This is a genomic window from Peribacillus huizhouensis (assembly GCF_014138605.1).
GTDB lineage: Bacteria > Bacillota > Bacilli > Bacillales > DSM-1321 > Peribacillus > Peribacillus huizhouensis.
Map to the genome: position 1 here is coordinate 214,745 of NZ_JACJHX010000003.1, position 26,021 is coordinate 240,765.

The 26,021-nt window shown below is 34.9% G+C and carries 28 protein-coding genes and 1 pseudogene; 17 read left to right on the forward strand and 12 right to left on the reverse strand.

Annotated features, from left to right (window positions below):
- Window positions 1–320 precede the first annotated feature (320 nt).
- On the forward strand, window positions 321–1,577 hold the full coding sequence (locus HNP81_RS06670) for an MFS transporter (protein ID WP_220478513.1): 1,257 nt from the start codon (window positions 321–323) through the stop codon (window positions 1,575–1,577).
- 268 nt (window positions 1,578–1,845) lie between these two features.
- Here HNP81_RS06670 and HNP81_RS06675 read toward each other — a convergent pair whose 3' ends face one another.
- On the reverse strand, window positions 1,846–2,715 hold the full coding sequence (locus HNP81_RS06675) for a LysR family transcriptional regulator (RefSeq protein ID WP_182502032.1): 870 nt from the start codon (window positions 2,713–2,715) through the stop codon (window positions 1,846–1,848).
- A 128-nt stretch (window positions 2,716–2,843) separates the two neighbouring features.
- Between HNP81_RS06675 and HNP81_RS06680 the strand changes: the two genes are divergently transcribed.
- Together HNP81_RS06680 and HNP81_RS06685 are read left to right on the forward strand one after the other, a co-directional pair.
- Entirely contained in the window at window positions 2,844–3,752 is a 909-nt protein-coding gene (locus tag HNP81_RS06680) for a DMT family transporter (protein ID WP_246399256.1), read from the forward strand.
- Between the two features lie 78 nt (window positions 3,753–3,830).
- Window positions 3,831–4,547 carry an NAD(P)H-dependent oxidoreductase gene (locus HNP81_RS06685; protein WP_182502033.1) on the forward strand — a complete coding sequence of 239 codons (717 nt, stop codon included), beginning with the start codon at window positions 3,831–3,833 and terminating at the stop codon, window positions 4,545–4,547.
- Window positions 4,548–4,754: 207 nt separating this feature from the next.
- Here HNP81_RS06685 and HNP81_RS06690 read toward each other — a convergent pair whose 3' ends face one another.
- Both HNP81_RS06690 and HNP81_RS06695 read right to left on the reverse strand, forming a co-directional pair.
- Window positions 4,755–5,387 carry a LysE family translocator gene (locus tag HNP81_RS06690; RefSeq protein ID WP_182502191.1) on the reverse strand — a complete coding sequence of 211 codons (633 nt, stop codon included), beginning with the start codon at window positions 5,385–5,387 and terminating at the stop codon, window positions 4,755–4,757.
- 176 nt (window positions 5,388–5,563) lie between these two features.
- Window positions 5,564–6,466, reverse strand: coding sequence for a DMT family transporter (locus tag HNP81_RS06695; RefSeq protein ID WP_182502192.1), 903 nt, complete (start codon window positions 6,464–6,466; stop codon window positions 5,564–5,566).
- 467 nt (window positions 6,467–6,933) lie between these two features.
- Between HNP81_RS06695 and HNP81_RS06700 the strand changes: the two genes are divergently transcribed.
- Both HNP81_RS06700 and HNP81_RS06705 read left to right on the forward strand, forming a co-directional pair.
- Window positions 6,934–7,824, forward strand: a complete 891-nt coding sequence (locus tag HNP81_RS06700) for a LysR family transcriptional regulator (protein WP_182502034.1) — start codon at window positions 6,934–6,936, stop codon at window positions 7,822–7,824.
- A 154-nt stretch (window positions 7,825–7,978) separates the two neighbouring features.
- Window positions 7,979–8,446, forward strand: coding sequence for a GrpB family protein (locus HNP81_RS06705; RefSeq protein WP_312859654.1), 468 nt, complete (start codon window positions 7,979–7,981; stop codon window positions 8,444–8,446).
- Between the two features lie 860 nt (window positions 8,447–9,306).
- Here HNP81_RS06705 and HNP81_RS06710 read toward each other — a convergent pair.
- Both HNP81_RS06710 and HNP81_RS06715 read right to left on the reverse strand, forming a co-directional pair.
- Window positions 9,307–9,774 carry a hypothetical protein gene (locus HNP81_RS06710; protein ID WP_182502035.1) on the reverse strand — a complete coding sequence of 156 codons (468 nt, stop codon included), beginning with the start codon at window positions 9,772–9,774 and terminating at the stop codon, window positions 9,307–9,309.
- Window positions 9,752–10,138 (reverse strand): hypothetical protein, encoded by a 387-nt coding sequence (locus HNP81_RS06715; protein ID WP_246399257.1) that lies wholly within the window; start codon window positions 10,136–10,138, stop codon window positions 9,752–9,754. Before HNP81_RS06715 ends, HNP81_RS06710 begins: the two co-directional genes overlap by 23 nt.
- A 245-nt stretch (window positions 10,139–10,383) precedes the next feature.
- On the opposite strand from HNP81_RS06715, the gene HNP81_RS06720 reads away from it, so the two are divergent.
- The gene (locus tag HNP81_RS06720; RefSeq protein WP_182502036.1) at window positions 10,384–10,533 is read left to right on the forward strand and encodes a hypothetical protein; all 150 of its coding nucleotides are present in this window, start codon (window positions 10,384–10,386) and stop codon (window positions 10,531–10,533) included.
- 89 nt (window positions 10,534–10,622) lie between these two features.
- Window positions 10,623–11,258, forward strand: coding sequence for an FMN-dependent NADH-azoreductase (locus tag HNP81_RS06725; RefSeq protein ID WP_028392431.1), 636 nt, complete (start codon window positions 10,623–10,625; stop codon window positions 11,256–11,258).
- A gap of 201 nt (window positions 11,259–11,459) precedes the next feature.
- On the opposite strand, the gene HNP81_RS06730 is transcribed toward HNP81_RS06725, so the two are convergent.
- Entirely contained in the window at window positions 11,460–11,900 is a 441-nt protein-coding gene (locus tag HNP81_RS06730; RefSeq protein ID WP_028392430.1) for a GNAT family N-acetyltransferase, read from the reverse strand.
- A 665-nt stretch (window positions 11,901–12,565) separates the two neighbouring features.
- Here HNP81_RS06730 and HNP81_RS06735 point away from each other — a divergent pair.
- The 4 genes from HNP81_RS06735 to HNP81_RS06750 all read left to right on the forward strand — a co-directional run bounded on the left by HNP81_RS06735 (window position 12,566) and on the right by HNP81_RS06750 (window position 15,269).
- Complete coding sequence (locus tag HNP81_RS06735; RefSeq protein WP_182502037.1) at window positions 12,566–12,844, forward strand: KGG domain-containing protein; 279 nt, start codon at window positions 12,566–12,568, stop codon at window positions 12,842–12,844.
- 358 nt (window positions 12,845–13,202) lie between these two features.
- Complete coding sequence (locus HNP81_RS06740) at window positions 13,203–13,823, forward strand: HAD-IA family hydrolase (RefSeq protein ID WP_182502038.1); 621 nt, start codon at window positions 13,203–13,205, stop codon at window positions 13,821–13,823.
- A gap of 99 nt (window positions 13,824–13,922) precedes the next feature.
- On the forward strand, window positions 13,923–14,912 hold the full coding sequence (locus tag HNP81_RS06745; protein ID WP_182502039.1) for a zinc-dependent alcohol dehydrogenase family protein: 990 nt from the start codon (window positions 13,923–13,925) through the stop codon (window positions 14,910–14,912).
- A gap of 135 nt (window positions 14,913–15,047) precedes the next feature.
- On the forward strand, window positions 15,048–15,269 hold the full coding sequence (locus HNP81_RS06750; protein ID WP_182502040.1) for a hypothetical protein: 222 nt from the start codon (window positions 15,048–15,050) through the stop codon (window positions 15,267–15,269).
- Between the two features lie 224 nt (window positions 15,270–15,493).
- On the opposite strand, the pseudogene HNP81_RS06755 reads toward HNP81_RS06750, so the two are convergent.
- Window positions 15,494–15,831: pseudogene (locus tag HNP81_RS06755) on the reverse strand (flavodoxin domain-containing protein).
- An 862-nt stretch (window positions 15,832–16,693) separates the two neighbouring features.
- Between HNP81_RS06755 and HNP81_RS06760 the strand changes: the two are divergent.
- The 3 genes from HNP81_RS06760 to HNP81_RS06770 all read left to right on the forward strand — a co-directional run bounded on the left by HNP81_RS06760 (window position 16,694) and on the right by HNP81_RS06770 (window position 19,320).
- Entirely contained in the window at window positions 16,694–17,914 is a 1,221-nt protein-coding gene (locus HNP81_RS06760) for a M20 metallopeptidase family protein (RefSeq protein ID WP_220478514.1), read from the forward strand.
- A gap of 115 nt (window positions 17,915–18,029) precedes the next feature.
- Window positions 18,030–18,848, forward strand: a complete 819-nt coding sequence (locus HNP81_RS06765; RefSeq protein ID WP_028392422.1) for a DUF3100 domain-containing protein — start codon at window positions 18,030–18,032, stop codon at window positions 18,846–18,848.
- Between the two features lie 28 nt (window positions 18,849–18,876).
- Window positions 18,877–19,320, forward strand: coding sequence for a hypothetical protein (locus HNP81_RS06770; protein ID WP_182502041.1), 444 nt, complete (start codon window positions 18,877–18,879; stop codon window positions 19,318–19,320).
- Window positions 19,321–19,459: 139 nt separating this feature from the next.
- Here the strand turns inward: HNP81_RS06770 and HNP81_RS06775 are convergent, their stop codons facing one another.
- The 4 genes from HNP81_RS06775 to HNP81_RS23760 all read right to left on the reverse strand — a co-directional run bounded on the left by HNP81_RS06775 (window position 19,460) and on the right by HNP81_RS23760 (window position 22,634).
- Complete coding sequence (locus HNP81_RS06775) at window positions 19,460–20,128, reverse strand: DUF5342 family protein (protein ID WP_182502042.1); 669 nt, start codon at window positions 20,126–20,128, stop codon at window positions 19,460–19,462.
- Between the two features lie 111 nt (window positions 20,129–20,239).
- The gene (locus HNP81_RS06780) at window positions 20,240–20,566 is read right to left on the reverse strand and encodes a PepSY domain-containing protein (protein ID WP_182502043.1); all 327 of its coding nucleotides are present in this window, start codon (window positions 20,564–20,566) and stop codon (window positions 20,240–20,242) included.
- A 903-nt stretch (window positions 20,567–21,469) separates the two neighbouring features.
- Window positions 21,470–22,177, reverse strand: coding sequence for a hypothetical protein (locus HNP81_RS23755; protein WP_246399259.1), 708 nt, complete (start codon window positions 22,175–22,177; stop codon window positions 21,470–21,472).
- Window positions 22,131–22,634 carry a hypothetical protein gene (locus tag HNP81_RS23760; RefSeq protein ID WP_246399260.1) on the reverse strand — a complete coding sequence of 168 codons (504 nt, stop codon included), beginning with the start codon at window positions 22,632–22,634 and terminating at the stop codon, window positions 22,131–22,133. The genes HNP81_RS23755 and HNP81_RS23760 overlap by 47 nt, the downstream gene beginning before the upstream one ends.
- Before the next feature lie 400 nt (window positions 22,635–23,034).
- Between HNP81_RS23760 and HNP81_RS06790 the strand changes: the two genes are divergently transcribed.
- Window positions 23,035–23,520 (forward strand): GNAT family N-acetyltransferase, encoded by a 486-nt coding sequence (locus tag HNP81_RS06790; RefSeq protein WP_182502044.1) that lies wholly within the window; start codon window positions 23,035–23,037, stop codon window positions 23,518–23,520.
- Window positions 23,521–23,762: 242 nt separating this feature from the next.
- On the opposite strand, the gene HNP81_RS06795 is transcribed toward HNP81_RS06790, so the two are convergent.
- Window positions 23,763–24,317, reverse strand: a complete 555-nt coding sequence (locus HNP81_RS06795) for a helix-turn-helix domain-containing protein (RefSeq protein WP_182502045.1) — start codon at window positions 24,315–24,317, stop codon at window positions 23,763–23,765.
- A 117-nt stretch (window positions 24,318–24,434) separates the two neighbouring features.
- Here HNP81_RS06795 and HNP81_RS06800 point away from each other — a divergent pair, with 117 nt between their 5' ends.
- Together HNP81_RS06800 and HNP81_RS06805 are read left to right on the forward strand one after the other, a co-directional pair.
- Window positions 24,435–25,019, forward strand: a complete 585-nt coding sequence (locus HNP81_RS06800; RefSeq protein WP_028392414.1) for a LysE family transporter — start codon at window positions 24,435–24,437, stop codon at window positions 25,017–25,019.
- Between the two features lie 494 nt (window positions 25,020–25,513).
- Entirely contained in the window at window positions 25,514–25,870 is a 357-nt protein-coding gene (locus HNP81_RS06805; protein ID WP_182502046.1) for a nuclear transport factor 2 family protein, read from the forward strand.
- Window positions 25,871–26,021: the final 151 nt, after the last annotated feature.

Genomic DNA, 26,021 nt, shown 5'->3' on the forward strand with positions numbered 1-26,021 from the left:
TAACAGTAAAATAAAAAGAATCTTTTTTCATTTGAATGGCTTTCAAAGAAAAGAACTTCCGAAGTTACTAAAGTAGCGAGCGTGATGGTAGCTGGCATTGTCTTAAAATTACTCATATATAATAAAAATGCAGAGTTCTATGTGAAAGTGAATGTAAAATATAAGGGGGGATTTTGAAATAATTCATCTTTATGAACACCTATTTTTTATCAAAGATACAGGATGCTTTTAAAGAAAATTACAATTTTTCAAAAAAATGTATTATGATATAATTATTCTGGAAATGATAGCGATTACGATTTGGTGAGGGGAGACTTTTTATGTCTATTTCCAAAAGTGCATTACAAGAGCAATACACAGAAGGAACAAATCAACAAATGGTAAGAAAGAATTCTATTCAAAAGGAGAAAAAACCAAGTGAAATTTTGCTGATTACGGTTTTAATGTTTGGTTACTCCTTGCTTTACATGGACAAAAATATGATTTCGACAGCGATTATCCCTATAGCAGAGCAGTACAATTTTACAACAAGTCAGACAGGTTTAATCATGAGTTTGTTTTTCTTAGGCTATTCCTTAATGCAAATTCCGGGTGGATGGTTAGCAGATAAAATTGGCTATAAAAAGGTTTTAATTATATCTCTTTCACTGATTACTGTATTTACATTTGCATTTGGTTTTGTAGGAAGTCTTATTTTATTTATTTTGATTCGTTTCTTTGCAGGTGTTGGACATGCAGGCTATCCATCAAGTACGTCAAAAAGTATCGCGGTGAATTTCTCGAAAGATAGACGGACTTTCATCCAATCGCTAATATTATCAACAAGTGGAATTGGAGGAATCCTAGCTTTCCTATTCGGAGCAAGACTAATAGATTTGGACTGGCACTATGCATATTATGTATTAGGTACATTATTTCTCATTTCGTTAATTTTGGTTATTTTCTTTGTACCTAGTGGAACTGCAATTGAGAAAAGGAAGGTTGAACCAAAGCAAGCTAGTTTTAAGTCAGTCATTTTGAATCGAAATGTAATCGTTTTATTTATGGTGATGGTTTTAGTTAATATGGCGTTTTATGGAAATATGTCTTGGCTGCCATCTTTCTTAAAAGCAAAATTTGCATTATCGATTAGTACAGTTGGAACGATCCTAGCAATCAACGCTGTTGGGGGAACAATTGCTTCCTTATTAGCAGGCATTTTATTGACAAAATTTTTTGCTGATAAAGAAAAAGTATTATTTTTAAGTAGTTCGATCCTTTCAGCTGGAGCATTTGTAGGTCTGGTGCTTTCTGATTCATTGGCAGTATCTATTGGCTTGTTATATGTGCTTACATTTTTATTAACCATTATCTTTGTTGGGGTATTCTCTTGGCCTCACAAAATCCTGCCTGAAAAAGTAATTGGTTCATCCGTTGGGATTATCAATACGGGTTCGACACTTGGCGGATTTGTTGCCCCAATGACTTTTGGAGCTTTAATTACTCTATTTGGCGGATCTTTCTCCATCGTGTTTATCAGTCTGTCAGTAGTGATGGTTATTGCCGGGTTTATTGTTCTAACGGTTAAAACAAAGTAGCAGGAGAAGTGATCCATTATTAAAAGATTTGAAGAAAGAAAAGAGGAAATGGATATTCAAGTACTGAAAAAAGTGAAGAATAAAGGTACATACAGAGTTATTAAAAGGATAAAAAATGAGAAGCGGTTCAGAAAATTAACAATTTGCTGAACCGCTTTTGTCGACAATCTGAGACATTCTTTCAAAGAATGTCTTATATTAATTATTTAACATTATACTATTGCCGTGAATTTTTTAATTGTATATGTGCACGGACTTTAATTAAACTTCATAAAGGATTTTTATACCTTTCAAGGATAAAGTCAATAAAATATTTACTTGCAATTGGCAATACCCTTTTGTCCTTGTATGCCAGACTGATTGTACGAATGACAGCTGGAGAGATTTCTTTTGTAACAATATTATACGGACATCTACTTAAAACAAGCTTGGGTAAAATAGAAATGCCAAGCCCCTGTTCAATCATAGACATAATCGTATAATCATCATGTACTTGATATTGAATATTAGGTTCAAAGTTGTTTTGTTTAAAAATCGTTAATGGTTCACTAATCTTTCTCTCGCCTAAAAGGATATAAGGTTCTTCGGTTAATTCTTTCAATGTAACTTTCTCTGCTGCAGCTAAAAGATGATTTGCCGGCAATACGGCAAGCATCTCATCTTCTTGCAAGGGAATGGTCGTGACATTTGATACAGCTTTTGGATTGACAAAACCGAAATCTACTCTCCCTTCTTTAATCCAATTTGAAATATCCTTGTATTCACCTTGATGTAATTCGAACTGAACAGCAGGGTACTGTTCCTTAAACTCTTTCATCAATGCTGGCAGCCAATGACATGAGACACTAGAAAATGTTCCAATTCGAATAAGCCCACTATGGAGTCCTACCATTTCTTTTTGCTTTTCTAGCAATTTACGGTGTGAATGATATATATTTGTAATATATGGAAAGAATTCCTCGCCATCTGCTGTCAGAGTAATCCCCGTTCGTGAACGTACAATAAGAGTAGTAGAAAGCTCCTTCTCTAATGAATGCACCATTTGGCTAATGGCAGATTGAGTATAGCCAAGCTCTTCTGCCGCTCTAGTAAAACTGCCTGTTTCGATTGCTTTGATAAAAGCATAATACATATTCATCGATACCATCCCCTTTATATTAGGATATCTAATAGTTGCATTATAAATATTCGTTTTATTAATGCAAATACTGGTGATACGATATTGCTAAACTTTAAAGAAATCGATGAAAGGGCGAAGGGCTTACAATGATGACACAACGACAAGCAAACTTGATTTTAGCTACGGTTTCAGTGGCGTGGGGATCATCGTATATCTTTATGAAGATCAGTGTGGCTGAAATCCCTCCAATCACCATTATCGCTTTACGATTTTGCATTGCGTTTATCGTGATGTTCGCAATATTCTTCAAAAAAATCATTCATGTAAATACTAAAACGTTGCATTACAGTGCGATTTCGGGTGCTATACTTTTGGGGATTTTCGTTTCACTTATGTATGGTATGAAAAACACGACAGCTTCTACAGCTGGTTTTTTGACAAGTACAACGGTTATCCTCGTTCCTGTTTTACAAATATTTATTACACATAAACTTCCTAGTAAAAAAATAGCATGGGGCGTTCTAATTGTCACTACTGGTTTAGCTTTACTCATGATCTCCGATGATATGAACTTTGGATCTGGTGCATTTTTTTGTTTAGTTGCTTCCCTTTTTAATGCGGTACATATTATCGTGACAAATCGCTTTGTCCATGAGGTTAATGCCTTACAGTTAGGGATCTATCAACTCGGATTCGCTACTTTGTATGCAATCATCTCAACCTTTCTATTTGAAACACCTGTTTTACCGAATGACATGATCCAGTGGTTTGCGATCTTTGGTCTAGCACTCATCTGTTCTGCTTATGGCTTTGTCATGCAGACGATCGTTCAAAAGTACACGACACCTACAAGTGTAAGTTTTCTATTTTCGCTAGAACCTGTTTTTACAGGTATCTTTGCCTTCATCTTTTTGCATGAAATTATGGGACTACAAGGGTATTTTGGCGCAGTTCTCATTTTAGCTGGTGTACTTATAGCAAACTCAACTTCTAAAAAACAATCTAAAAAAAGATTTTCTAAAGAAAAAAGGAGAATTGTAGAAGAAAGATATTGATTGCAATAAGAGTGGTTTAAATCATCTAATAGTGGATGAGGATAGTTGGGTTAAAAAAAATCTAAAGGAGTCCAAATTATGAATGTACTTATTATCTACGCCCACCCAGAGCCTAAGTCCTTTAATGGTGCTTTAAAGGACCTTGATGTTTCAGAATTAACATCTTTAGGTCATCAAGTCAAAGTGTCAGATTTGTATGCGATGAATTTCAAAGCTGTTGCCGACCGTGATGACTTCCAGATGCTTGAAAACGAAGATTTTTTTAAGTACGCAAAAGAACAAAAACGCGCTACTAAAACAAATAGCTTTTCCAAGGATATTCAGAGAGAGCAAGAAAAACTTCTTTGGGCAGATTTTGTCATTTTCCAATTCCCACTATGGTGGTTCTCTGTTCCTGCCATTTTAAAAGGCTGGTTTGATCGAGTATTTGCTTCTGGTTTCGCTTATTCAAGCGAGAATCGTTATGATTCTGGTGGACTGAAAGGTAGGAAAGCGATGTTGTCCACTACAACAGGATCACCTAAACAGGCGTATACACCATATGGAATCGACGGTGATATTCATGAAAGGATACTTTATCATATCAATCATGGAATGCTTTACTTTGCTGGCTTAGAACCTATCGAACCTTTCATTGCTTGGACTCCATCACATAATGATGAAGACCGAAAACGATACTTAGAAGAATATAAAAGACGTTTAAACAATCTTTCGGAGATCCCGGCAATCTCATATCATCCTACTTCTCATTATGACGAACATCATCAATTAAAGAAGGAGTATAGAGCATTCTAATACAAAGAATTTAAAATTATTTGGTGGAAATTATTATCTTCAATGATAAGGGGTTTTTGTTAAATATAAAAGGGAGATACATATAATAGATGACAAATATGTATCTCCCTTTATATTTGATGAATTTTTTCAATTTAGGTTTTGATAAATTTTAATGGAATTCTATCCGGCTTTAGCGGGAGGTACACCCACTAACTGAAGTATCACTTATAGAATTCCCTTGATTGTAATCATAAATTCATATAAGAAGTATCCCGCAAAGCCGATTAAAATAAATCCAGCGATAATGGAAACACATTTTATCATTGTCTGATTCATCATTTTCCTTGTAATCGTAACGATTAACAAGAGTCCGATATCATGGACTAATATACCAGCTAATATACCCGCCCCAACGATTAAAAACTTTACCGGTTGTGTCGTATCATAGGAATCGGAAAGTACAGCTCCAAAAACAGAAATCCAAAACACAAGATTTCCTGGTGAAATCGCTACGAGTAATCCATTTCGGTATGAGCTAAAAAAAGATTGATTTGGTTTATCACCAGTTAATGTAATACCCTGATCCGAATTTTTGATCGAATCATAACCCAAAAATGCTAAGAAACAGGCCCCAATTAGCCACATGGGAATTTGAATGTAAGGCGTAGAAAGTATCGATGCCAATCCTAAATATAAGGAAATAATTAAGAAGAAATCGACTGTCATACCACCTAATCCAACAGCCCAGCCATGCAAAAATCCCTTTTTTAACCCTTGCTTCGTCATTTCAACAGTCATTGCTCCTACAGGCATTGCAATGGCCAGACCTGCTAGAAGATACGTAAAAAATAAACTCAAAACAAACACATCTTTCAAATATGATCTCTTCATACGTCCGTTTATATAGAATATAGTAGCATAAAAGTTCTACATATAAATAAAAATGTTAATAATTATGCAAAAAAAAGAGAATTTATTCAATTGAATGTACTGATAGAATGGATGTCTTGACTCCATTACTGTGGAAAGTAAAATTACACTTGAGACTCGTTGATTGTTTTCCTAATGCCTTTCCTTATCAATGAATGTTTAAAATCTATTTTTGCGGCTAAGACACCGATCAAGACAAGGGTTGCTCCTAAATAACCTCGTGCTGAGAGTACTTCATCAACGAAAATATAAGCGAGTATTGCCGCGAAAACGGGCTCTAATGAAAAGATGAGTCCTGTGTGTGTAGGGGTCGTATATTTTTGGGCTGCAGTTTGACCAATAAACCCAACGGCACTGCATAGTATACTTAAAGCTAAAATAGAAAACCATGATTCCGATGTAGTAGGAAGATGTGGTTGTTCCAACCAAAATGAAAATAATAGTGCCCACGCACCGGTAAAACCTAGTTGTAAAACTCCGAGAGTAATAGAATCTACATTTTTTGTTAATTTATCTGTCACAATAATATAGATCGCATAAAAAAGAGCACCTAAAATGATCAGGAAATCGCCAGAACTAATTTGTAAATGTTGATTTAACGTTAAAAGAGCGATCCCTACTATAGAGAAAAGTACGCCGATAACAATTTTCTTTTCAGGTTTTTTTCTAAAGAAGAGGGCTATTAACAATGGGACAAATACGACCGTGAGACTAAATAGGAACCCTGCATTAGAAATGGATGTGAATGTTAATCCAATCGTGACAACAGTAAGCGCCAAAAACAAGATAGTACCTAAAATAAATCCAGCTTTAAAAGTATGTAAATCCATCTTGCACAAGCGTTTGTAAAATATGATTCCAGCTAAAATAAAGGCAATCCCAAAGCGTAAGGCTATCAAGTTAAATTCTTGAATAGAATGAAGACCCATTTTCATGAACAAATAGGATGAACCCCAAAACATAGTGACCATGATCATCATGAAATCTGCTTTTAATTGATTGTTCAACCCTATCGTTTTTAGCATCTCAAACTTTCGAATACTATTCATTTTTCATCCCCTACCTATTTCAAATTGATCCCGGTTTAACAGGCTGTAATACCCCCACCTAAATTTTTTGAAAGAATCAAGAAATAAATAGGTGGGTATAAACAGCCTGTAAATCCCCGATTGGTGAGATACAGTGAAACTTACCTTTGTGGTTTCAAAGGTTTAGTTGAGGCCCACAGGATGTGGGTCACACAGACGTTGCCGCAGGATGCGGCGTACTATGCTGTGATTCATTGAATCGGGTTTTTAGTGTCGATTTATTGAAGATTTAGCGACAGTAGAACGGGACTAACCATCAGTGAAAAACATCCACTGATGGAAGTTTCCCTTTATTATTTTTTAGTATAATTGTAAAATTCAAATAAGAAAAATGAATGTTTTTAAATAATTAAATGAAAAAAATTCATGTAAAGGAAGTGATGAAATTGTCGCTTGCAAAGTTTGAAATATTTAATACAGTTGTAGAGTTAGGGAGTCTGACAAAAGCAGGAGAAACACTTGGTCTAACACAATCCGCGGTTAGTCATGCCATTTCTAGTTTGGAATCAGAGTGGGGATTTTCTATCCTTACTAGAGGGCGTGCAGGTGTTAATTTGACTAGTAACGGAGAACATGTTTTACGATATATCCGTGAGATTTTAAAATGGAACGAAGAAATGGCTCAAGAAATAGCGAATATTAATGGGTTGGAAATAGGTGTAGTACGTATTGGTACTTTTTCGAGCGTTTCAGCTCAATGGCTGCCTGAAATATTGGGGAATTTTAGTGAGTTATATCCTTCTATCGAAATTAAGCTGCTAGAAGGGGATTATGATGACATTGAGTATTGGATATCCAATGGAATTGTGGATTTTGGTTTTGTCTCGATCCCAACCTCCTATGCGTTTGAAGTCATTCCTTTAAAAAAAGATCCTATGCTTTGCATCCTTTCTGAAGATCATCCCCTTGCTCAGCAAAATGAGATCAGTTTTGAAAGTATCCAAGAAGAGAAGTTAATCATGTCGAAGAAAGGAAGCGATAATGATTTAAGACGAATTTTAACAGAGAACAATGTCATCCCCAAAATAAAATTTGAGCTTGCAGACGATCAAGCAATATTTTCAATGGTTCAACATGGAATGGGGATTAGTATTCTACCTGAAATGGCTTTATATCGAATCCCAAATAATATTCGCATCCTTAACTTAGAGCGAGAGAATTATCGTACAATTGGTATTGCAGCTACATCTTTTAAAACCCTTGCTCCAGCCACGAAAAGATTTATTGAATATTTGAAATCATGGGTCAATGTACGAGTAGAAGATCATTCGCTTTAACCCTTATATAGTTGTAAAGCAGATATTCTGAGTGTGTGGGGCGAATTTTTTGCAGGAATCCGTCTTGCAATCATTGCAAGAGAATCAAAAGGAGGGATTACAATAAGAAAAGTCGAAGTTAAACGATATAACGACCAGTGGGTGTTGTTATTTAATGAAGAAGTTATTACAGAAGATCTTCGGTTCTGAACTTATAGAGATTCATCACATTGGCAGCACGTCAGTAAAAGGTCTTTCTGCAAAGCCGATTATTGATATTATGATTGTAGTGAAAAACATTCATCGTATTGATAACTATAATACAAACATGATCCCAATCGGTTATGAACCAAAAGGTGAAAATGGACTAAAAGGACGGCGATATTTCCAAAAAGGAGGAGATAAGCGCACCCATCATGTTCATATTTACGAGATAGACAACCCTGCTATTGAACGTCATCTTGCATTTAGAGATTACTTAAGAGAGCATCCTGACGCTGTAAAAAGGTATGGGACCTTAAAAGAAGAATTGTCCCGTCTTTTCCCCTACGAGATACACTCATATATAAGCGGAAAAGAACAGTTAGTTTTAGAACTTGAACGAATGGCAATCGCCTGGTATCGAAAGGAAAATCGGTTTTGATAAAGGAAAAGCTCAACATCCCTGTACTATTTTCATGTTGTCTTGTAAGATTCCCCAGGTTACATGCTGTTTATCATTTCCGCTATTTTTATCTATCCCACTTTTAAAAGTTTTATGATGTTTTTAGTGTCACTATACATAAGATTCTATTATGCGTTTCCACCTCATATATTAGCTTTTATAAATCAACCAGATAGAAAGAAGATACATTTATTATATAAGTGGCTAACCCTAGTTGTGAGTGTTAATAAAAGAGCATTAGGTCAAACTCTATTATTAATTTAAGAACGAAGTAGAGTGGTGTCAGAATTAAGATAAATGTAAAACCTGGCGCTATCCCTATGTTCAAAAAAGGAACTTAATCATTCATTGCTATCACTCATATACCATTAAAACTTAGTTTACTTTGCGTGTAAAATACATCTGTTCAAGAATTGGCTAGCGAAAGAATCAAATTGATTAGTACTATAATTTTCACTAATGATCGTGTAGCTCAATTGTTGGAGTCACAAAAAGCGCTGAAGAAATTCATAGTAAAAAGCCCTGTTGTGTGATCTCACAACAGAGCTTTCCAAAGGTAAATACATGTATAACTAAACTATAACTCTTAAATTCTCTCTATTAAAGTTTATGTTTATTTAAGGCTGTTTTCACATACTTTGTTGCTTTCAATCATTTTTACATTAATAACCCGGGTTGATTTCCGTTGTAGAGGCGGTCTCAGAAGCCTCCTCAGTGCTTTGCACTTGCGGGGTCTCCCTCAACACGCTTTTCCCGCAGGAGTCTCGCACCTTCCACTACAATCAACATTTGTTCGAATTGGTTTCTTGCTAAAAACAACAATCTTTACGAAAAGAGCCTTATTTAAAAATAGCCGCCATTATTTCATCGATCGTCATTCCACTATCTACCTCATAAGTACCTGGACGTAACTTGTTAGATAAGCCGCGCTTTTCTACTTCTTTGGAGAAATCAATCGCAGGATCAATACTTTTTGTTGACTTAAGGATCTTTTCAATATCAATGCTAGTCATTCCTTTAGATACTGACAGAATTGTCCGGTACACGACTTTTTCCTGCGGTGCTACTGTCTCAGTTGTTTCTTCTTTGGTATTCTCTTTAGATGCTTCATGGGCCTCAAATTGCTTTTTCCACTCTTCCTTTGTTTGAACGATATAGCCTTCAGAGGTTAAAGAGCTGATCATCTCGTCTTCTGATGGTATTTTAGCGGTTTGTACATTGTTCGAACCAAAGAGGTACACGATCCCGCATATACTGGTTGCGAGCAATAGTCCGCCGGCAAAGCTACGCATTAAATGTGCTTTCATTGCTAACTTCGCTCCTCTCATCCTTTGATTTTATGTAAGGAGCAAGTAAATTTTTAATCTCAGTCTCAGTCAGCTGGAATTTTTCAGAAATACTTTCTAATGAATACCCGCGTCTATGTAAGTCGATTACTTCACGTAACAAAAGTCGTTGTTTAGAAGCTCCTGTTTTTTGAGCAATTATTTCAGTATCTATCTCGACGTTTTGAACTTTCTGCTGTAACTGGTTTAATTCTTTCAAAAAAGAAATCGTAAATTGATCTATTTGTTCTTCTACTCCTTTTGACGACTGCTTCGATTTAATAACCGACAAAATAAGTAGAAGAACTGCTGCCCCAAATAAAAGGGCTAACGTCCATTCCATCATTGTATGACACTCCTTAACTAGAATCTATTTTTCTGCATTGTCTTATTATACATCGCTATAAAAAACAATTCGAACATATAGTAGAAAATAAAGCAATTATCATGAAAAAAAGTGGTTAGATCGTGCTAGGTAATTACAAAATTTTTTTAAATTGGTTATTTGTTGAAAAACGGTCAGTGAAAGCTACCAATCGATGAATGGATTATAGGAAGAGATAGATACTAAAAATGATTGGAGGTGTAAATATGGAGCAAAAACCTAATCATTATGATGGTAGTGTTTCTTTTGATTATGCTGAAAACGATGAAGCTTATTCAAATGAATTATACCAAATAACCGATGAGATGCGTCTAAATATTGGTGGTAACCCATATTTCTTTGATGTGAGTAAATAACGAAAATTAAATAAATACAAACTTTGTTCCATATAAATTTTTACTTAAACTATACAATAAGAATCTAAAAAGCAGAAGGTGGAGGCAACATGGCAAAATTATTATACATCACAGCTCATCCTAATGATGATACACAATCTGTCAGTATGGCAGCAGGAAAAGCATTCATTGAAACATACAAGGAAGTACATCCAAATGATGAAATCGTTCATCTTGATTTATATCAAGAGCATATCCCTCATTTAGATACAGATGTTTTCAGTGGATGGGGGAAACTCCAATCTGGCAAAGGATTTGAAGAGCTCTCAGCAGAAGAAAAAGCCAAAGTGGGACGTCTTAATGAACTAAGTGAACAGTTCATGTCAGGGGATAAATATGTATTTGTAACCCCCTTATGGAACTTCTCATTCCCTCCAGTAATGAAAGCGTATATTGACTCTGTTGCTGTTGCAGGAAAAACATTTAAATATACGGCTCAAGGTCCAATTGGTCTTTTAACAGATAAGAAGGCCCTTCATATTCAAGCACGTGGCGGTGTATATTCAGAAGGTCCAGCTGCTGACGTAGAAATGGGGCATCGCTTCTTAAGTGTAATCATGAATTTCTTTGGTGTTCCTTCTTTTGAAGGATTATTTATTGAAGGTCATAATGCTATGCCTGAAAAAGCACAAGAAATCAAAGAAAATGGCATCGCTCGTGCTAAGGATTTAGCTCACACTTTTTAATTAAATAGAAGCACTAGAGGCTAATTCAAAGATAGGTGTCAACGTTTTGATCTTTGTTTTTAGATTAGCCTCTTTTGTATGAAGGAGATTATAGAAAATACCTCAAAATTCCGGCTCCGCATCGCCACCATTGTGATGAGGTGAGTGCAGCGTGATACTTGATTAATCCTTCATGGTAAATGGTGGCGTATTGTAAACAACTTAAATAACCGAATAAAAATAAAAATAATTTTCTTCTCGTTTAAAACCAATTTTTTCGTAGAGACTTTGTGCGGGAATATTTTCTACATTCGTCTCAAGTAAAACTCCTTTTGAACCTGTTTCCCCAGCAAAGCGAATGGCTTTTTTTAATAATTTCTCACCAAATCCTTTTTTACGAGCATTTTTTTTCACATATAAATCGTTTAAAACCCATGACTTTTTCATACTTAATGAAGAAAATGATGGATATAACTGAACAAAACCAATCGGATGATTCTCATCAAAGGCTATAAAAATGACGGATTCTTCATTCATTAATCTAGCTTTTAAAAATTCCCTTGCCCCTTCAAGATTAGACTCTTGTTCATAGAAATCTCTGTATAAATCGAACAGTTCTGTTAGTGAATCAAGCTCATTTAATGTTGCTTTTTTAATATCCATGGATTGTACCCCCTATTATTGTTATACCAATAATCTTAATTTACAAATGATTCAAAAACAACGAAATAATGAGAAAATAAGCGATGATGCACGCTATCATCCATGTTGTTGCCGTTTACATGGTGAATGTTTCCGTTTTCAGTGGCTTTGTCAAAAGGGCTCCCATACACGATAATTAAATCATATCATATAAGAAAGGGGACCATATAAATGAAGAAATATATAAAATCAGTAACAGATGCAATGAAGGTTTATGGGGAAAAACATAAGAGAGTTTGGAATTATGGAGTAGAAATGGAAGAAGGAAAGAAAAAGAAATAAAAACGTAATTAGAAAAAATCACGTAAATAAAAAATTAAAAAAGTAAGGATGGATACAGTGAATTTATCTGGCCAAAATTATCAAACTACTATATATGATTAACCGATTCTCAATGATTAAATTGAGAATCTTTTTTATGACTAAAACAATGGCCTTCATAAATACATAAATAAATAGCATTACTTGTATATCGAGCAAATTGAGTTAACAAATAGCTCAAATTTTAAAATCACATCATCAAAAAGGTAATGATTACCAAATATATGTCTTTAGTTTAAGGACTACTCAAACAGGATATTTAAGTAATGTAAGCAAGATAAAAATCTATTATAGGAGTGATTAATATGGCTAACAACGATAACAAAATGAGTCTAGAAGAAGCTGGTCGTAAAGGCGGAGAAGCCACTTCAAAAAATCACGACAAAGATTTTTACCAAGAGATCGGACAAAAGGGTGGAGAAGCTACTGCGAAAAATCATGATAAAGAATTCTATCAAGAAATCGGGCAAAAAGGCGGAGAAGCAAGAGCTAACCAACGGGACGATGACAATGTTGACGATCGCAAAATGAGTCGAGAAGAAGCGGGTCGCAAAGGCGGAAAAGCCAATAGAAATAACAAATAGTTTGTTAGTAGACTGAGGAGTTGTCTGCCAAGATGACTTCTCAGTCTTTTTTTTCTGCGATTTTCCTCGTTCCCGTCGCAATATCTTTTGACTGCGTGGTATTAAAATCAGTTTACGGTGCAAAAAACTTAATTAATATGTTAACCTTTTTATAAAAAAGGATGCATAAAGTAAAAGCGGGGAGCCTTGTTATTCTAACGGGAGCGATTAAGCAATAACATCGTGTTCTAAGGGTGCAATATTATAAGAAGGAAGTATTGCTTTCACTTGAAATAAGGAAAGGCTGAGTTTAAGAGGGAACTTATACTGAGGAATTTCTTATTAAATCTTAGGATCTTTAGATATAGGAGTAAAGTAAATGTTGAAATATATAATTTTTGATTTTGATGGAACACTCGCCGATTCAAAAATGGCTTTCATCTCAAGTTGGAATATTCTTGCTGAAAAATATCGCTTTAAAGAAATAAAGTTTGATGACATCGAGACTTTGAAAAAACTTTCGATAAAAGAAAGATGTAAATTGTTAAATTTTCAAATGTATAAGCTGCCAATCATCATCCCTCAATTTTATAAATTATACCGAAAATCAATAAATGATGTTAATTTGTTTGATGGAATTAAGGACATGTTATCCGGCTTAGAGAAAAAAGGATATAAAACAGCGATCATCTCTTCTAATTCAAAGGAGAATATATTATTTTTTTTAAAACGTAATCAAATAGACTGTGTCACAAATGTGCTTTGTTCTGGCAGTTTATTTTCAAAAGATAAACTAATTGAAAAGTTTTTAAGAGAGAATCAATTGGAGTCTTCTGAAGTGATCTATGTAGGAGACGAGAAACGAGATTTAGTTGCTTGTAAAAAAGCAGGAATTAAAATGATCTGGGTAAGTTGGGGGTATGATTCAATAGAAGCGATTCAAGGAGAGAAGCCCGACTATAAGGTGCATAAACCCTCAGAAATATTGACAGTTATCTAAGAAATCTTGTTGCAATATGTGTCTTTGAAGGTAGTAAAAAGTTAAAAGTGTAGTAATATTTCGGTGTGAGGATACCGATATAGAAGGAGAGTGGTTGCGTTGGCTGCGAAATGTATTACATTCTGTGAATTCGGACAACCAGAAGCCGTATTAAAAGTTGAACATAAAGAAATTCACCGGCCTAAAGATGATGAGGTGCTTGTGCGAATGTTAGCACGGCCTATTAATCCCTCAGACTTAATTCCGGTTAGAGGAGCATATTCCCAGCGTATTTCACTACCTGCTATTCCTGGTTATGAAGGAGTGGGAATTGTAGAAGAGGTGGGTTCTTTAGTTTCGAAACATCTTGTTGGGAAGCGGGTTTTACCTTTAAGAGGAGAAGGCACTTGGCAAGAGTTTGTGAAAACATCCGCACAGTTTGCCGTTCCAATCCCTGATACGATTGATGATTTCATTGCTTCTCAGATGTATATAAATCCAATTACAGCATGGATCATTTGTACAGAAGAGTTGAGATTACAACGAAATGATGTTTTAGTCGTAAATGCTTGTAGTTCGTCAATCGGCCGAATCTTTGCCCAATTATCGAAAATACTTGGCTTTCGATTAATTGCGGTAACGAGAAATAATACATATACAAAAGAATTACTGAACCTTGGCGCTAGTCATGTCATCAATACATCTGAAACACCATTACGTTTAGCAATGATGGAGATTACTAATGGACTAGGTGCTGATGCGGCGATTGATTCTATAGGTGGTTTCTCTGGTACGGATTTAGCCTATTGTGTACACCCCGATGGGATCTTTTTATCGATCGGTCTTTTATCGGGCGTTCAAGTAAACTGGGGAGAAATTGTAAATCAGGCAAAAGTAAAAGCGAAAATCTTTCATTTACGGCATTGGAACAGCAGAGTATCGACGGAAGCTTGGCAAGAAGCCTTTCAACAGATCATTACATTCATACAAGATCATAAATTAAAATTAATGATGACAGATTCCCATTACGATTTAGTAAACGTAAAAGAAGCGATTGCAGTTGTTGAATCTTCAATGACTAGAAAAGGGAAAGTTTTTTTAACAAGCTGATCGGAGCATTAAATGGGAATATAACATTTTCCAAGTGATTTATGCGAGCAATCCAAAATGATAGACCTATCCCATCATGATTATTCAAGCAAGAGGATGAACAGTTTAACAGGGCCATTTATAAAGGGGTATGCTATGGGTGGTGTTCATTTTTGCACAATGTTCATTGGACCGTATATAGGAGACTTCTTGTGCCAAAGAGCGTCAAAGGGAGATCTCAAACTAGCGTACAGCGCCGTTGGAGACCCCCTTATTGACCGCAGAAAGCAAATGCTTTCGCTCCAATCAACAGGCAAGTTTTACGATAAATACTTAGCTGGATTTAATTTTGGTGTTTCTCTATTACAAACGTTTTGAAATGTACAAATTGGGCATTCATTTTCGTTAGATTTCACTATAATTAGCTGAATCTTCTAGAAAATGCTTCATTAACAGTAAATAACTTATTCCTTCATCAAGCTTTTCTTGTGTCGGACGAAAGATATGTTTCTTTTAGGCAGTTAAAGTGATCACTTCAATCCGTGTTGGACGTATTTGAAAAACTTTTTCCGAAAATACTTGAATGAAGTAATACTAAAGCTTTAACATTTCTTGAGAAAATCTTTTCCAAATAGTTTGCAGCGTTCAACATCTTCACCGACAGGATCGAGCTCAACCTTTAAACCTTCAAGTACTACATCAGCTCCACATTCTTGTAATTTATTCATCAATGTATCAACAGCTGCCCCAAATTCGGGATAGAATGAATCACATGAACCAAAAACGGCTGCCTTTCTACCAGCAAAATTTAGTTGATCCATTTCGTCATAAAAATCTAAAAACTCATCTGGGAGATCGCCGTTTCCCCAAGTATAAGCACCAAGTAATATTCGGCTTCAAGCACATCTTTTACAAGGATATCGCCACCTTCTTCTGTTATCGCTTTTTAAATAATCTCCGCCATTTCCTCTGTATTTCCTGACATACTTGTAAAAATTAAAATATATTTTTTCATTCTTATGCTCCTCGTTGAAGTTATTTATCGTATTAAAGATAAAATTCTAAGCAGGGGGATAGGTGAATAGAAGACGATGAATGTTTACTGTGGTGGCATATGCAATAAATTTTTAGATGAATTGGAATTCGACTAAATGCTGCATACATACGTAAATACATGTACCTATTACTCTACGTTTATCCCGCATTAACGGGCAGTCAGCCCCCACTGATTGAAGTTTCACTTTACATAGTTATACTTTTCTAAACTTTCATTTTCCCCACAACATGGACATAAATCATCATAAATCGCACATTTATCTATATAACCGCAGTCATTACAAATCAAGACAAACACGAAGTCATTTATAGGAAATGATTATACTGGAAGCCACCTCCTCGTTGAAAACGATTATCAATTATTTTTTCGTATTTTTTGACGCATAGTAACAATCGTTTAGATGTTTGTATGGAGGAATTTACATAGAAATCGGCAGTTGCTTTAGTTTTTTAGTCTAATAGATGATTTAAATCTTAATGAGATGTTATAAAAATACAATTGTATTTTTCAGATTTACAGTTGTTTTTTAGTCTAATAGATGATTTAAATCTTAATGAGATGTTATAAAAATACAATTGTATTTTTCAGATTTACAGTTGTTTTTTGATATGGTAGTATATCAATATCAATTTCGAATTTTCTAAATTACATGTTTTATCTGATGTTATTTATTTTTCCATAATAATGAAATTTTTATTTTTAATAACAGAGAACGGCTATCTAATTTTTTAGGGGATGAACAGCTATGAATGTCCAGAAAATTACAAAAACAATAACTTCAGCTGAAATCGTAGAAAAAACAGTTGGAATATATGAAGAAGCGGTGAGTTTAAGAAGAAAGATCCATGAACATCCAGAGCTTGGGTTTGAAGAGTATAAAACAGCTGAATTGATTGCTACTTACTTGCAAGAACTTGGAATCGAAGTAACAACAGGAGTAGCGGAGACAGGTGTTGTCGGCATTCTTCGCGGAGAGCTTGAAGGACCAGTGCTTGCTTTAAGAGCAGATATAGATGCTTTACCGATTCAAGAAAAAACAACCGTAAGCTATAAGTCGAAAAATCCAGGAATCATGCACGCTTGTGGACATGATATGCATACGGCAATGTTACTCTCTGCAGCAAAAATCTTATCTGAAAATAAGCAATATGTTTCTGGGACGATCAAATTTATTTTTCAACCGGCTGAAGAGATGAAAGGCGGAGGAATCATGATGGTTGAAGAAGGTGTATTAAGTAATCCACCTGTTGACCATGCTTTTGCCTTTCATGTTTGGCCCGAGTTACCGACCGGCGTATATGGATTTAGAAACGGCCCGATGATGGCGAGTATGGATACCTTTGATGTTGTATTAACTGGAAAACAAGGTCATGGAGCAGCACCGCATCAAGGAGTAGATGCGATTGTTGGGGCTTGTCATGTTGTTACAGCTCTACAAACGATTGTTAGTAGAGAAACCGATCCAGTAGACTCTGCTGTTATTACAATAGGCACCATTGAAGCAGGAGATGGTTATAATATCATTCCAGAAAAAGCTCGTTTTAAAGGAACGGTACGGACACTTAATGAAAACACTCGGAAAGAAGTACAAAATAGTATAAAACGAATTATCGAAGGAGTAGCTGCTGCTCTGAAATTGGAAGTTGAAATCAATTACAATTTTACAGTAGGCTATCCTGTTACAATGAATGATATTAAATTTAATGAACATGTGGCTTGCATTGCTACAGATTTATTTGGCGAAAATTCCGTGCAGTGGATGAGCAAACCAAGTATGGCAAGTGAAGATTTTGCCTTCTATTTAGATCAAGTACCTGGTACATTTGTTTTTCTAGGTGTTGGTGAAAATCCAGAGGAACCGATGAAACTGCATAGTGACGTGTTTTTACCAGACGAAAAGGCAATGATTCGAGGGATCTCGCTAATCGTTGGACTAGCTTTAAATACGACTGAAAAAATTCAATGAGTTGATAATTTGTATGACGATTGGAAAGCGGCGGTGTGAAGCAGCTTTTGCGAAGACCCGCTCTTTTTTCTGTTTGTTAAAATCAGCACATTTATAGAAATGGAGTGCAAAAAAAATGCAAGAAAATTCTTTAAGAAATTGGAAAATTCATTTATTTGTTTTGATATTAGTATGTGTGACAGAATTTATCGGCGTAAAAACATTAAATATCGGAATTGGAGCCATTGCCTTATTTCCAATGTTGTATGCATTAATTATTGGAGCCATTATTAGTTTACCGTCTTTAAAAATATTAAAAACAAAAGAAATGAATATAGCCGCTAATATTTTAGGTATTTCATTTATGCTATTTGTCGCAAAATTAGGCATGTTAATGGGACCATCATTACCGAAGATTTTTGAAGCGGGAATTTCTTTAGGATTACAAGAAGTAGGCCATTTTGCGGGTACAATCCTATTAGGACTACCAATCGCTTTACTACTTGGAATGAAAAGAGAAGCAGTCGGAGCCACTTTCTCAATCGATAGAGAACCTAACTTGGCCATTATTGCTGAAAAATACGGTTCTGATTCACCAGAAGGAAGGGGAGCCTTAGGCGTATATGTATGCGGTACTTTATTTGGAGCTTTATATCTGTCGGTGTTAGCAAGCGTGATGGCTCAAACTGGTTGGTTTCATCCCATTTCATTAGCCATGGGTGCTGGTGTTGGTTCAGGTAGTATGATGGCTGCTATGTCTGGTGCATTAGCCGTTATTTTCCCGGAATCGGCAAAGGATATCGCAATTTTTGCTGGTGCTGCTAACTTAATTACAACAATTTTAGGCACGTATATTTGTGTATTCTTTTCTCTCCCTTTTACAAACTATCTATACAAAAAACTTGAACCAATTTTGGGAAGAAAAGCAAAACAAGATCAAATGAAAAATATTTGAGCGTAGGACATAAAAGAGGAGATTTTATATGAAAGATAAAATATTAACTTTTGTAACTATTGGAATAATAGCCCTTATGGGAAATTGGATTGGGTACAATGTTTCACCTACTGAAGCATTACCAGGTATGATGATCATTGTAGCGGTTACGATATTAGGGTTCTTTTTAGCTAAAATCATCCCTATTAAGCTACCAATTGTTATTTGGGTGTCTATGTTAGCGTTATTGATAACAACTCCAATTTTCCCAGGAAATGAATCAATCATTAAAGTAACAGAACAAGTGAATTTTATGGCATTAGCAACACCTATTTTGGCGTATGCTGGTCTATCTTTCGGAAAAGATTTGAAAGAGTTTAAAAAATTAGGATGGCGTATCGTTGTTATCTCACTAGTTGTATATACAGGGACATTTTTATTATCATCTCTGGTAGCAGAAATTGGTTTTAGATTAACTGGTAAATTTCATTAATTTTTTGTAATCGTGTTTCTCCAATACAGAAAGTTGTTGGGAAATCGGATTTACTGGCAAAAATCGTAACACCTGATAATTCAGGTTATGAAAAAGCGAGTGAAATGCATGACTATTTCACTCGCTTTTGTGATGTTATTTATGGCTGATCTTCAATCAAAGGTTTTACTTGAAATTCTTGGTCAACGTGGTTCATCATTAAGTCATACACTTTAGATTCCAATTCTTCAATATCGTCTTCTTCAAGATTGCTATGTGGTTGAGGGTGGAACCACTGAATTTCTTCATTATGAAAAATTCCTTGGTAATTGCCGCCTTCATGGTTTAGTTCAAATTGATGACGCTTATGAAATTGATCCTCAAACATAGGTTTTACTTTAAATTCTTGATACACATGATTAGTCATCAAGTCATACACTTTGGTTTCCAAATCTTTAAGGCCCTCTTTTTCAAGCTGTTGTTTCGGTTGCGGATGTAGCCACTGAATTTCTTCGTTGTGGAAAATCCCTTGATAATTCATTCCCTCAAAGTTAAGGGCGAACTTATGACGTTCATGAACTTGGTTTTCGAACATTGGGTTTGCGGTGAAATCTTGATCAGTGTGGCTTGTTATCAAGTCATACACCCTAGATTCCAAATCTTGAACGATACCTTCTTCAAGCTTCATATTCGGTTTAGGATGATACCAATGTATTTCTTCTTCGTGGAAAATCCCTTGATACGTATCACCTGCAAAATTAAGCGTAAATTGTTGGCGTTCATGGACTTGATCTTCAAATAATGGTTTTACTTTAAAATCTTGAAACATAAAAATACCTCCCGATAGTAGTTATTAATACTATTTTTCCCTAAATGGATTAAAATTAATCGACAATCTGTTTTGCTACAAGCTGAAATAGGAATGAAAGTTTAAAATTACTTACTCAACATCGTGGTTGTTACAAACTTTCCTACATTGGTCAATTTTTAAAATTTTCCCGGATGATGCAATACCTATATCATATTCTGTTTCTTGCTTTATGATTGAAACCTCGTATTTAATATTTCCATGATCAAAAATGGTTTGTGTGTCCGTTACTAAGCCACCTTTTGATGTGTTTAAGGCAATAATTATTGCAGTTAATTCATTTATTGGTTGTACTTGTGCATTAGTTGGTTTCGATACTGGTTGGTTATCAATCATTGTATGAGCTCCTAGACCAACTGTAATCAATGCACCCTGTATAAAAATTTTCATTAGGTTCATTAATGATAACCGCCTCGTTTTGTTGATATTTGTATCATACCCAAAAGAGTTTAAAGAAAAAGAAGGAGAACCTTAAAATTTCCTTAGAAAAGTAAAAGAATTCATCTTGGAGGGGGATTTAATCTTAAGTAATATGGAGGAGATGTGCTCAGGAAAGAAATATTAACATAGGGGGTATTTAAATAAGATCTTAAGACATTATTTGAGTGGTTTGTTTTTTTCTATTCTGTAGGTATATTCGTCAGAGATTTTATTGAGGTCGTAAGATAACAACCTCAGGATATGTAGATATGGGCCAGTTTGTGGTTATTTTTGGTGGTTTTCTTGCATTCCCTTTTTATTTTCTTTCCTTGTTCTTACTCAATATACTTGTGGAAAAATATTTTAAAAAGGCTGTTTTCACATACTTTGTTGCTTTTCAATCATTTTTACACTAATAACCCGGGTTGATTTCCGTTGTAGAGGCGGTCTCAGAAGCCTCCTCAGTGCTTTGCACTTGCGGGGTCTCCCTCAACACGCTTTTCCCGCAGGAGTCTCGCACCTGTAACGAAGATCAACATCTGTTCGAATTGGTTTCTTGTTAAAAACAACAATCTTTACGAAAAGAGCCTTTAAAAATAATTTTACGTCAAAATGATTATGTATCTAGTAGTAGGTAGTATTTGTGGATATTATTTTTTCCTATATTACGTTGTCCGATTCGTTGAAGAATTTGGACTTCATGTTGAAACTTCTATCATTACTTTTGCTTTCATTGGAATCCTTGTTGGATTATTTGATCAATATTTGCAAACTTAAAAGTAGTGGTAGTTTCGCTCTGTTCTTTTATTATGATAATAATTAGTTCGAAAACGGGACAACCTTAAAATGGATGTCCCGTTTTTGATATTAAAAATAGCCCAATTAAAAGATATCAACCTGAATCACTGTATCTGTTACATTTGTACCAGCACTTGTCGTTACTTTTAATGAAAGACTGTCTCCTACTTGAAAGGATACAGATGTTGTATTGTTAATGTTGGAAGTTTGCGTACCAGATAATGAAACGGAAAGTGGTGTATCAATCCCATTTTTGCGAATGGTCCAAGTATCTGTATTAGAAACTCCTGGCCCCGTTAAAGACCGTATATTTAATGCTTTTAAAAGACATTTTTGACTGAGTCGAATAAAGATTTCAGTGGTTGTAACAGCAGCCGATCCCGGCCTATAAAAACGAATAGTTCCTTTTGGTAAGCTACCAGGATCGCTCCAAATAATCGTAGAAGGCTGTAAAACAGTAGAAAATCCTAAGTTATTAGCATTTGAATTGAATAAGTTTGAAGTACCGATACTTAAAGTCCCGGCTGTTTGAGAAACATCGGCTGTAATTCCTTGAATCGTTGATGCACGTACAACTATCTGTGATCCGGATTGATTCACTTCAACACCGATATATGAATCGCTCCCACCTGCACTCGTTAATAAAAAATTATAGTCCCGACAATTAAATCGATGTGCATTCGTATTAACTAATAATACTCGTTTAGTGCCTAAGCCAGCTGATTTTACTGTTATTACCGAAGCTCTAATAGCATCTACATTGTCTAAAGGATTTCCTGTAATGAACGCCATAAACATTAGATATACCTGTCGTCAAAGCAGTGGAGTTATCTACTGTTATAGATGTGGATCGCAATTTAGCTATTTGTGAAATTGTTCCGGAAAAAGCCACGCCAACTAAATTAACATGATTTGCTGAAGTTAAAAGCAAGTTAACATCCTCTACTCTTGAATTCTCACCCATGGTTAATAAAGTTGTATTAGTTGTTACATTCTGTTGAGGAATCGTTACAGTTAATAAACTACCCCCATAACGAACACCCTGGAGGTATGACCATCTTTTCGTCGTAAATTCCTGGATAAACGAGAATTGTGATCCCGGTAGCACCTGATGTATGAATGGCCGATATTGCTCCGTTAATTGTAAAAAAAGGGTTCCTCCAATAGCCCCTTTAGAATCATCCCCTGATTTAGTTACTATAGCTGTGTTAGGTCTAGGTATTAATACTTCCAATATCCCCGTTGACATGACGTATTCTCATAACTTCTCATTACTTTTGAAGAATAATGGGAATCCCTTCATAGGAACGTTCCTTGAAAGTGACCGCTATATTCCAATGAGCCACATTGACATAAATACATATTTGTTATCTATTAGATGCAAAATCACGTAATTTGCATCGGATTATATTTATTTTCATTATAAAGAGTTCTATCATCAAAATGCTTATAGATCGACTTGGACACTATACTAGTCTCAATATATATGTTGGTTTCATTTATTGAATAAAAAACCACATAAAGTTGATTGACAATTATCTGGATAGAAATTGAGTTGTGAAGTCAGTGAAAAGTGACTAATATAACGAAATGAATGTTATGATGTATGGAAATATTAGTATTCATTAATAAACAGAAAGGTGATATATATGGAATTCACAATTCGCCCAATGCAAAAAGAAGACATAAAGCAGGTTCAACAAGTCGCAAAAACAAGTTGGCATACTACTTATGAAGGCATCATCCCTTACGAAATTCAGGAAGGTTTCTTAAAAATCGCTTACAGTGATGAGATGATGCAAGCACGTTTAGAGCAATCTATTATTTTTGTTTCAGAAGTTAAAGGGAAAATCGTTGGTTTTGCAAACTTTTCTCCGGTAAAAGGAGGAGGAGAAACTGAACTTGGAGCCATTTATTTATTCTCTGAGTATCAAGGGAAAGGAATAGGTACTGCTTTATTAAATGAGGGCATTAAAAACATAGCCGGTGTCAAAGCAATTTTTATAAACGTAGAAAAAGAGAATAAAATTGGAAAAATCTTTTATAAAGCTAAAGGGTTTGAAGTAGTCGCAGAATTTGATGATAACTTTGATGGTCATCTCTTAAAGACAGTTAGAATGGTCTTAAACGTGTAAAGTCTATATAAAGCTGGTGAAGGAAAAGCTCTTAGGAAAGCGGAAGAAAAGACCTTGATAAAGCTGAATAAAGGACACCCCCCGAAGGAAAATATATGCGAATTGTCTCAGCAAATTAAGTGGTGAAGAATAAGCCAATGATTTACCATGTTTTTTCAGTTTTCGCACCCCGCAAATAAACTCGTGAGGAGTAAAAATAAGTTGTCGCATAAAGGAACTCTTCCTTTTGCGACAACTTATTTTTAAGCTGGATAATATATGGTCATACTTAATCGTGTTAATACTTCCCCTGAATTATGGTAGCTATGAGGTCTGTCAGCTTTGAATCTGATAGAATCACCACTACTTACTTTGTATTCAATGTTATTAACATTGACAGTTAATTCACCATCAAAGACAGTTAAAAATTCCTCAGTCCCCTCGCCGTGCGAATCAGCACTTAGAAACCCACCTTTTTCTATCTCGATTGAATATACTTCGAAGCGTCTATCTTCTTGAAAAGAGAAATAAGGATATACTCGGTACTTCCCGTTATCTTCAGATAATACTTGAACTTCGCTTTTTAAAATAACTTTTGTATCTGGCTGCGGATTATTGATTAAAGCGGAAAATGAGATCTTTAAGCCATGGGCAATTTTCCAGATCGTTGTGATAGTCGGACTTGACTCGCCTCTTTCGATTTGACCAATCATTGTTTTACTTACTCCCGTTAAATCAGCGACCTTCTCAAGGCTTAACTTTTTTTCTTCTCTTAAAGCTTTTAAATTTTTTGCAATAATAAGATTGATTTCCTCCATGAAATACACCTCCTATATTTACAATATAACGACCGTATTGTACAATAAAAAGTAATTATAAGTCTTTATAGTGTTCGTTTTAGTCATTATAACATACGTTTCGGAGGGGACAAGATTATGCCGATATTATCATTTTTGCTTTATGTTATTATTTCAAGTTTTACACCAGGTCCTAATAATATTATGGCGATGTTATTTGCGAATAAATCCGGTTTTAAAAAGACACTTAAATTTTGTTTAGGAGTAGGTGCAGGTTTTTTTGTTATCATGATATTGAGTAGTTATTTTAACCTTTTGTTGAAAAACTTCATTCCCAAAATTGAATTTGCGATGACAATTCTAGCTGCAGTTTATATGGTCTATTTGGCGATAAAAATCGTTATGAGTAAAAATCAGGATCAGAAGGATGAAGATGATAAGTATAACAGTTTTTACTCAGGTATGCTTTTACAATTCGTAAACCCGAAAGGTATTTTATACGGCATAACGGCCATTTCAACTTTTATTCTTCCTTATCACAGTTCAAATTTCAGTTTATTATCTTTTTCAATATTTTTGGCTTTTGTTGGTTTTCTAAGTACGATGTGTTGGAGTATGTTCGGTTCCTTGTTTCAAATGTTCCTAACAAAATATAGAAGTCAGTTTAATCTGATTATGGCTTTGTTATTAGTGTATAGTGCAGTTACAATTCTTATAGGATAATATAGGGTGCTCAAATTTTTTAAAGGGTTGCTGCGGCAGCTCTTTTTTTTGTTGAGCGTTGAAAAGATGTTATAAGTTGAAATTGGGAATATATAGTATAATCGAAGTGGAAGAACTTGTGACGTATAAGAATAACGATTTAATCCTTCGCTATAACAGAAGTTACTTAAAATAAAATACTTTAAAAAAATACAAGGGGGAGGAAAAGATGAAAAAACATTCGTTATGGGGAAAACTATTATTTTGGGGAGGTTATTTATTTTTTATGTTTGGCATTGCTCCTATCACCGGTGCATTTTAGTATTCTACATTTATCCCAGGTCAAGTAACAGCAATCATCTATATTGGTTTTGGATTAATAATGGTGTTTTTATCCATTTTTTTTGAAAAAAGAGAGAGTTTGATAATAATTGTGTTGTTGTTACATAACATACAATAGCCCAATTGTCTAAAAAAGCAATCGGAATCTGTTATATACGAGGAGATATTAAATTATGGAAAGTAGTAATGCATTAAAAGCTCTTTTATATGATTTAGAAGAACAATTGCTAACACCAGAAGTTCGTCAATCGAAAATAGAACTTGATAAGTTATTGGCAGATGATTTTATTGAGTTTACAAGTTCTGGTAAGATGAAAAATAAACAGGATTGCATGGAAGGCCTTGCCACACCACAGATGTATATATTGAATTTTGAGATTAAACGTTTATCATCAGATACAGTGTTAACGATTTATGATTTGAAAGATGAAACGAGAATGAAAGAAAGTTTAAGGAGCTCGGTATGGAAACAGATAAATGGCAGATGGCAGATGGTTTTTCATCAAGGTACGATAAAAAGCTCGGAATGATCAATTTATGAAATACAATTTTTTGAAAGATATCGTAAAAAATAAGTGGTTGCGCCATAATGAAAGGACCAGAACTCACATCTACTACACATCGTTTGCATGAGACCGCAAATGGTAGATAGCGTGTGAAATCAGCCCTTTATTGGATCAA

Bases quoted from the DNA above. Each gene is read 5' to 3' on its own strand.
- HNP81_RS23760 (WP_246399260.1), bottom strand. From the start codon at position 22,634: ATGTCAACGGGGATATTGGAAGTATTAATACCTAGACCTAACACAGCT.
- HNP81_RS06770 (WP_182502041.1), top strand. From the start codon at position 18,877: ATGAAAGATAAAATATTAACTTTTGTAACTATTGGAATAATAGCCCTT.
- HNP81_RS06805 (WP_182502046.1), top strand. From the start codon at position 25,514: ATGGAAAGTAGTAATGCATTAAAAGCTCTTTTATATGATTTAGAAGAA.
- HNP81_RS06765 (WP_028392422.1), top strand. From the start codon at position 18,030: ATGCAAGAAAATTCTTTAAGAAATTGGAAAATTCATTTATTTGTTTTG.
- HNP81_RS06670 (WP_220478513.1), top strand. From the start codon at position 321: ATGTCTATTTCCAAAAGTGCATTACAAGAGCAATACACAGAAGGAACA.
- HNP81_RS06795 (WP_182502045.1), bottom strand. From the start codon at position 24,317: ATGGAGGAAATCAATCTTATTATTGCAAAAAATTTAAAAGCTTTAAGA.
- HNP81_RS06680 (WP_246399256.1), top strand. From the start codon at position 2,844: ATGATGACACAACGACAAGCAAACTTGATTTTAGCTACGGTTTCAGTG.
- HNP81_RS06740 (WP_182502038.1), top strand. From the start codon at position 13,203: ATGTTGAAATATATAATTTTTGATTTTGATGGAACACTCGCCGATTCA.
- HNP81_RS06735 (WP_182502037.1), top strand. From the start codon at position 12,566: ATGGCTAACAACGATAACAAAATGAGTCTAGAAGAAGCTGGTCGTAAA.
- HNP81_RS06760 (WP_220478514.1), top strand. From the start codon at position 16,694: ATGAATGTCCAGAAAATTACAAAAACAATAACTTCAGCTGAAATCGTA.
- HNP81_RS06780 (WP_182502043.1), bottom strand. From the start codon at position 20,566: ATGAACCTAATGAAAATTTTTATACAGGGTGCATTGATTACAGTTGGT.
- HNP81_RS06705 (WP_312859654.1), top strand. From the start codon at position 7,979: ATGAAGAAGTTATTACAGAAGATCTTCGGTTCTGAACTTATAGAGATT.
- HNP81_RS06715 (WP_246399257.1), bottom strand. From the start codon at position 10,138: ATGATGGAATGGACGTTAGCCCTTTTATTTGGGGCAGCAGTTCTTCTA.
- HNP81_RS06685 (WP_182502033.1), top strand. From the start codon at position 3,831: ATGAATGTACTTATTATCTACGCCCACCCAGAGCCTAAGTCCTTTAAT.
- HNP81_RS23755 (WP_246399259.1), bottom strand. From the start codon at position 22,177: ATGGCGTTCATTACAGGAAATCCTTTAGACAATGTAGATGCTATTAGA.
- HNP81_RS06775 (WP_182502042.1), bottom strand. From the start codon at position 20,128: ATGTTTCAAGATTTTAAAGTAAAACCATTATTTGAAGATCAAGTCCAT.
- HNP81_RS06730 (WP_028392430.1), bottom strand. From the start codon at position 11,900: ATGGATATTAAAAAAGCAACATTAAATGAGCTTGATTCACTAACAGAA.
- HNP81_RS06720 (WP_182502036.1), top strand. From the start codon at position 10,384: ATGGAGCAAAAACCTAATCATTATGATGGTAGTGTTTCTTTTGATTAT.
- HNP81_RS06790 (WP_182502044.1), top strand. From the start codon at position 23,035: ATGGAATTCACAATTCGCCCAATGCAAAAAGAAGACATAAAGCAGGTT.
- HNP81_RS06750 (WP_182502040.1), top strand. From the start codon at position 15,048: ATGGGTGGTGTTCATTTTTGCACAATGTTCATTGGACCGTATATAGGA.
- HNP81_RS06710 (WP_182502035.1), bottom strand. From the start codon at position 9,774: ATGAAAGCACATTTAATGCGTAGCTTTGCCGGCGGACTATTGCTCGCA.
- HNP81_RS06800 (WP_028392414.1), top strand. From the start codon at position 24,435: ATGCCGATATTATCATTTTTGCTTTATGTTATTATTTCAAGTTTTACA.
- HNP81_RS06675 (WP_182502032.1), bottom strand. From the start codon at position 2,715: ATGAATATGTATTATGCTTTTATCAAAGCAATCGAAACAGGCAGTTTT.
- HNP81_RS06725 (WP_028392431.1), top strand. From the start codon at position 10,623: ATGGCAAAATTATTATACATCACAGCTCATCCTAATGATGATACACAA.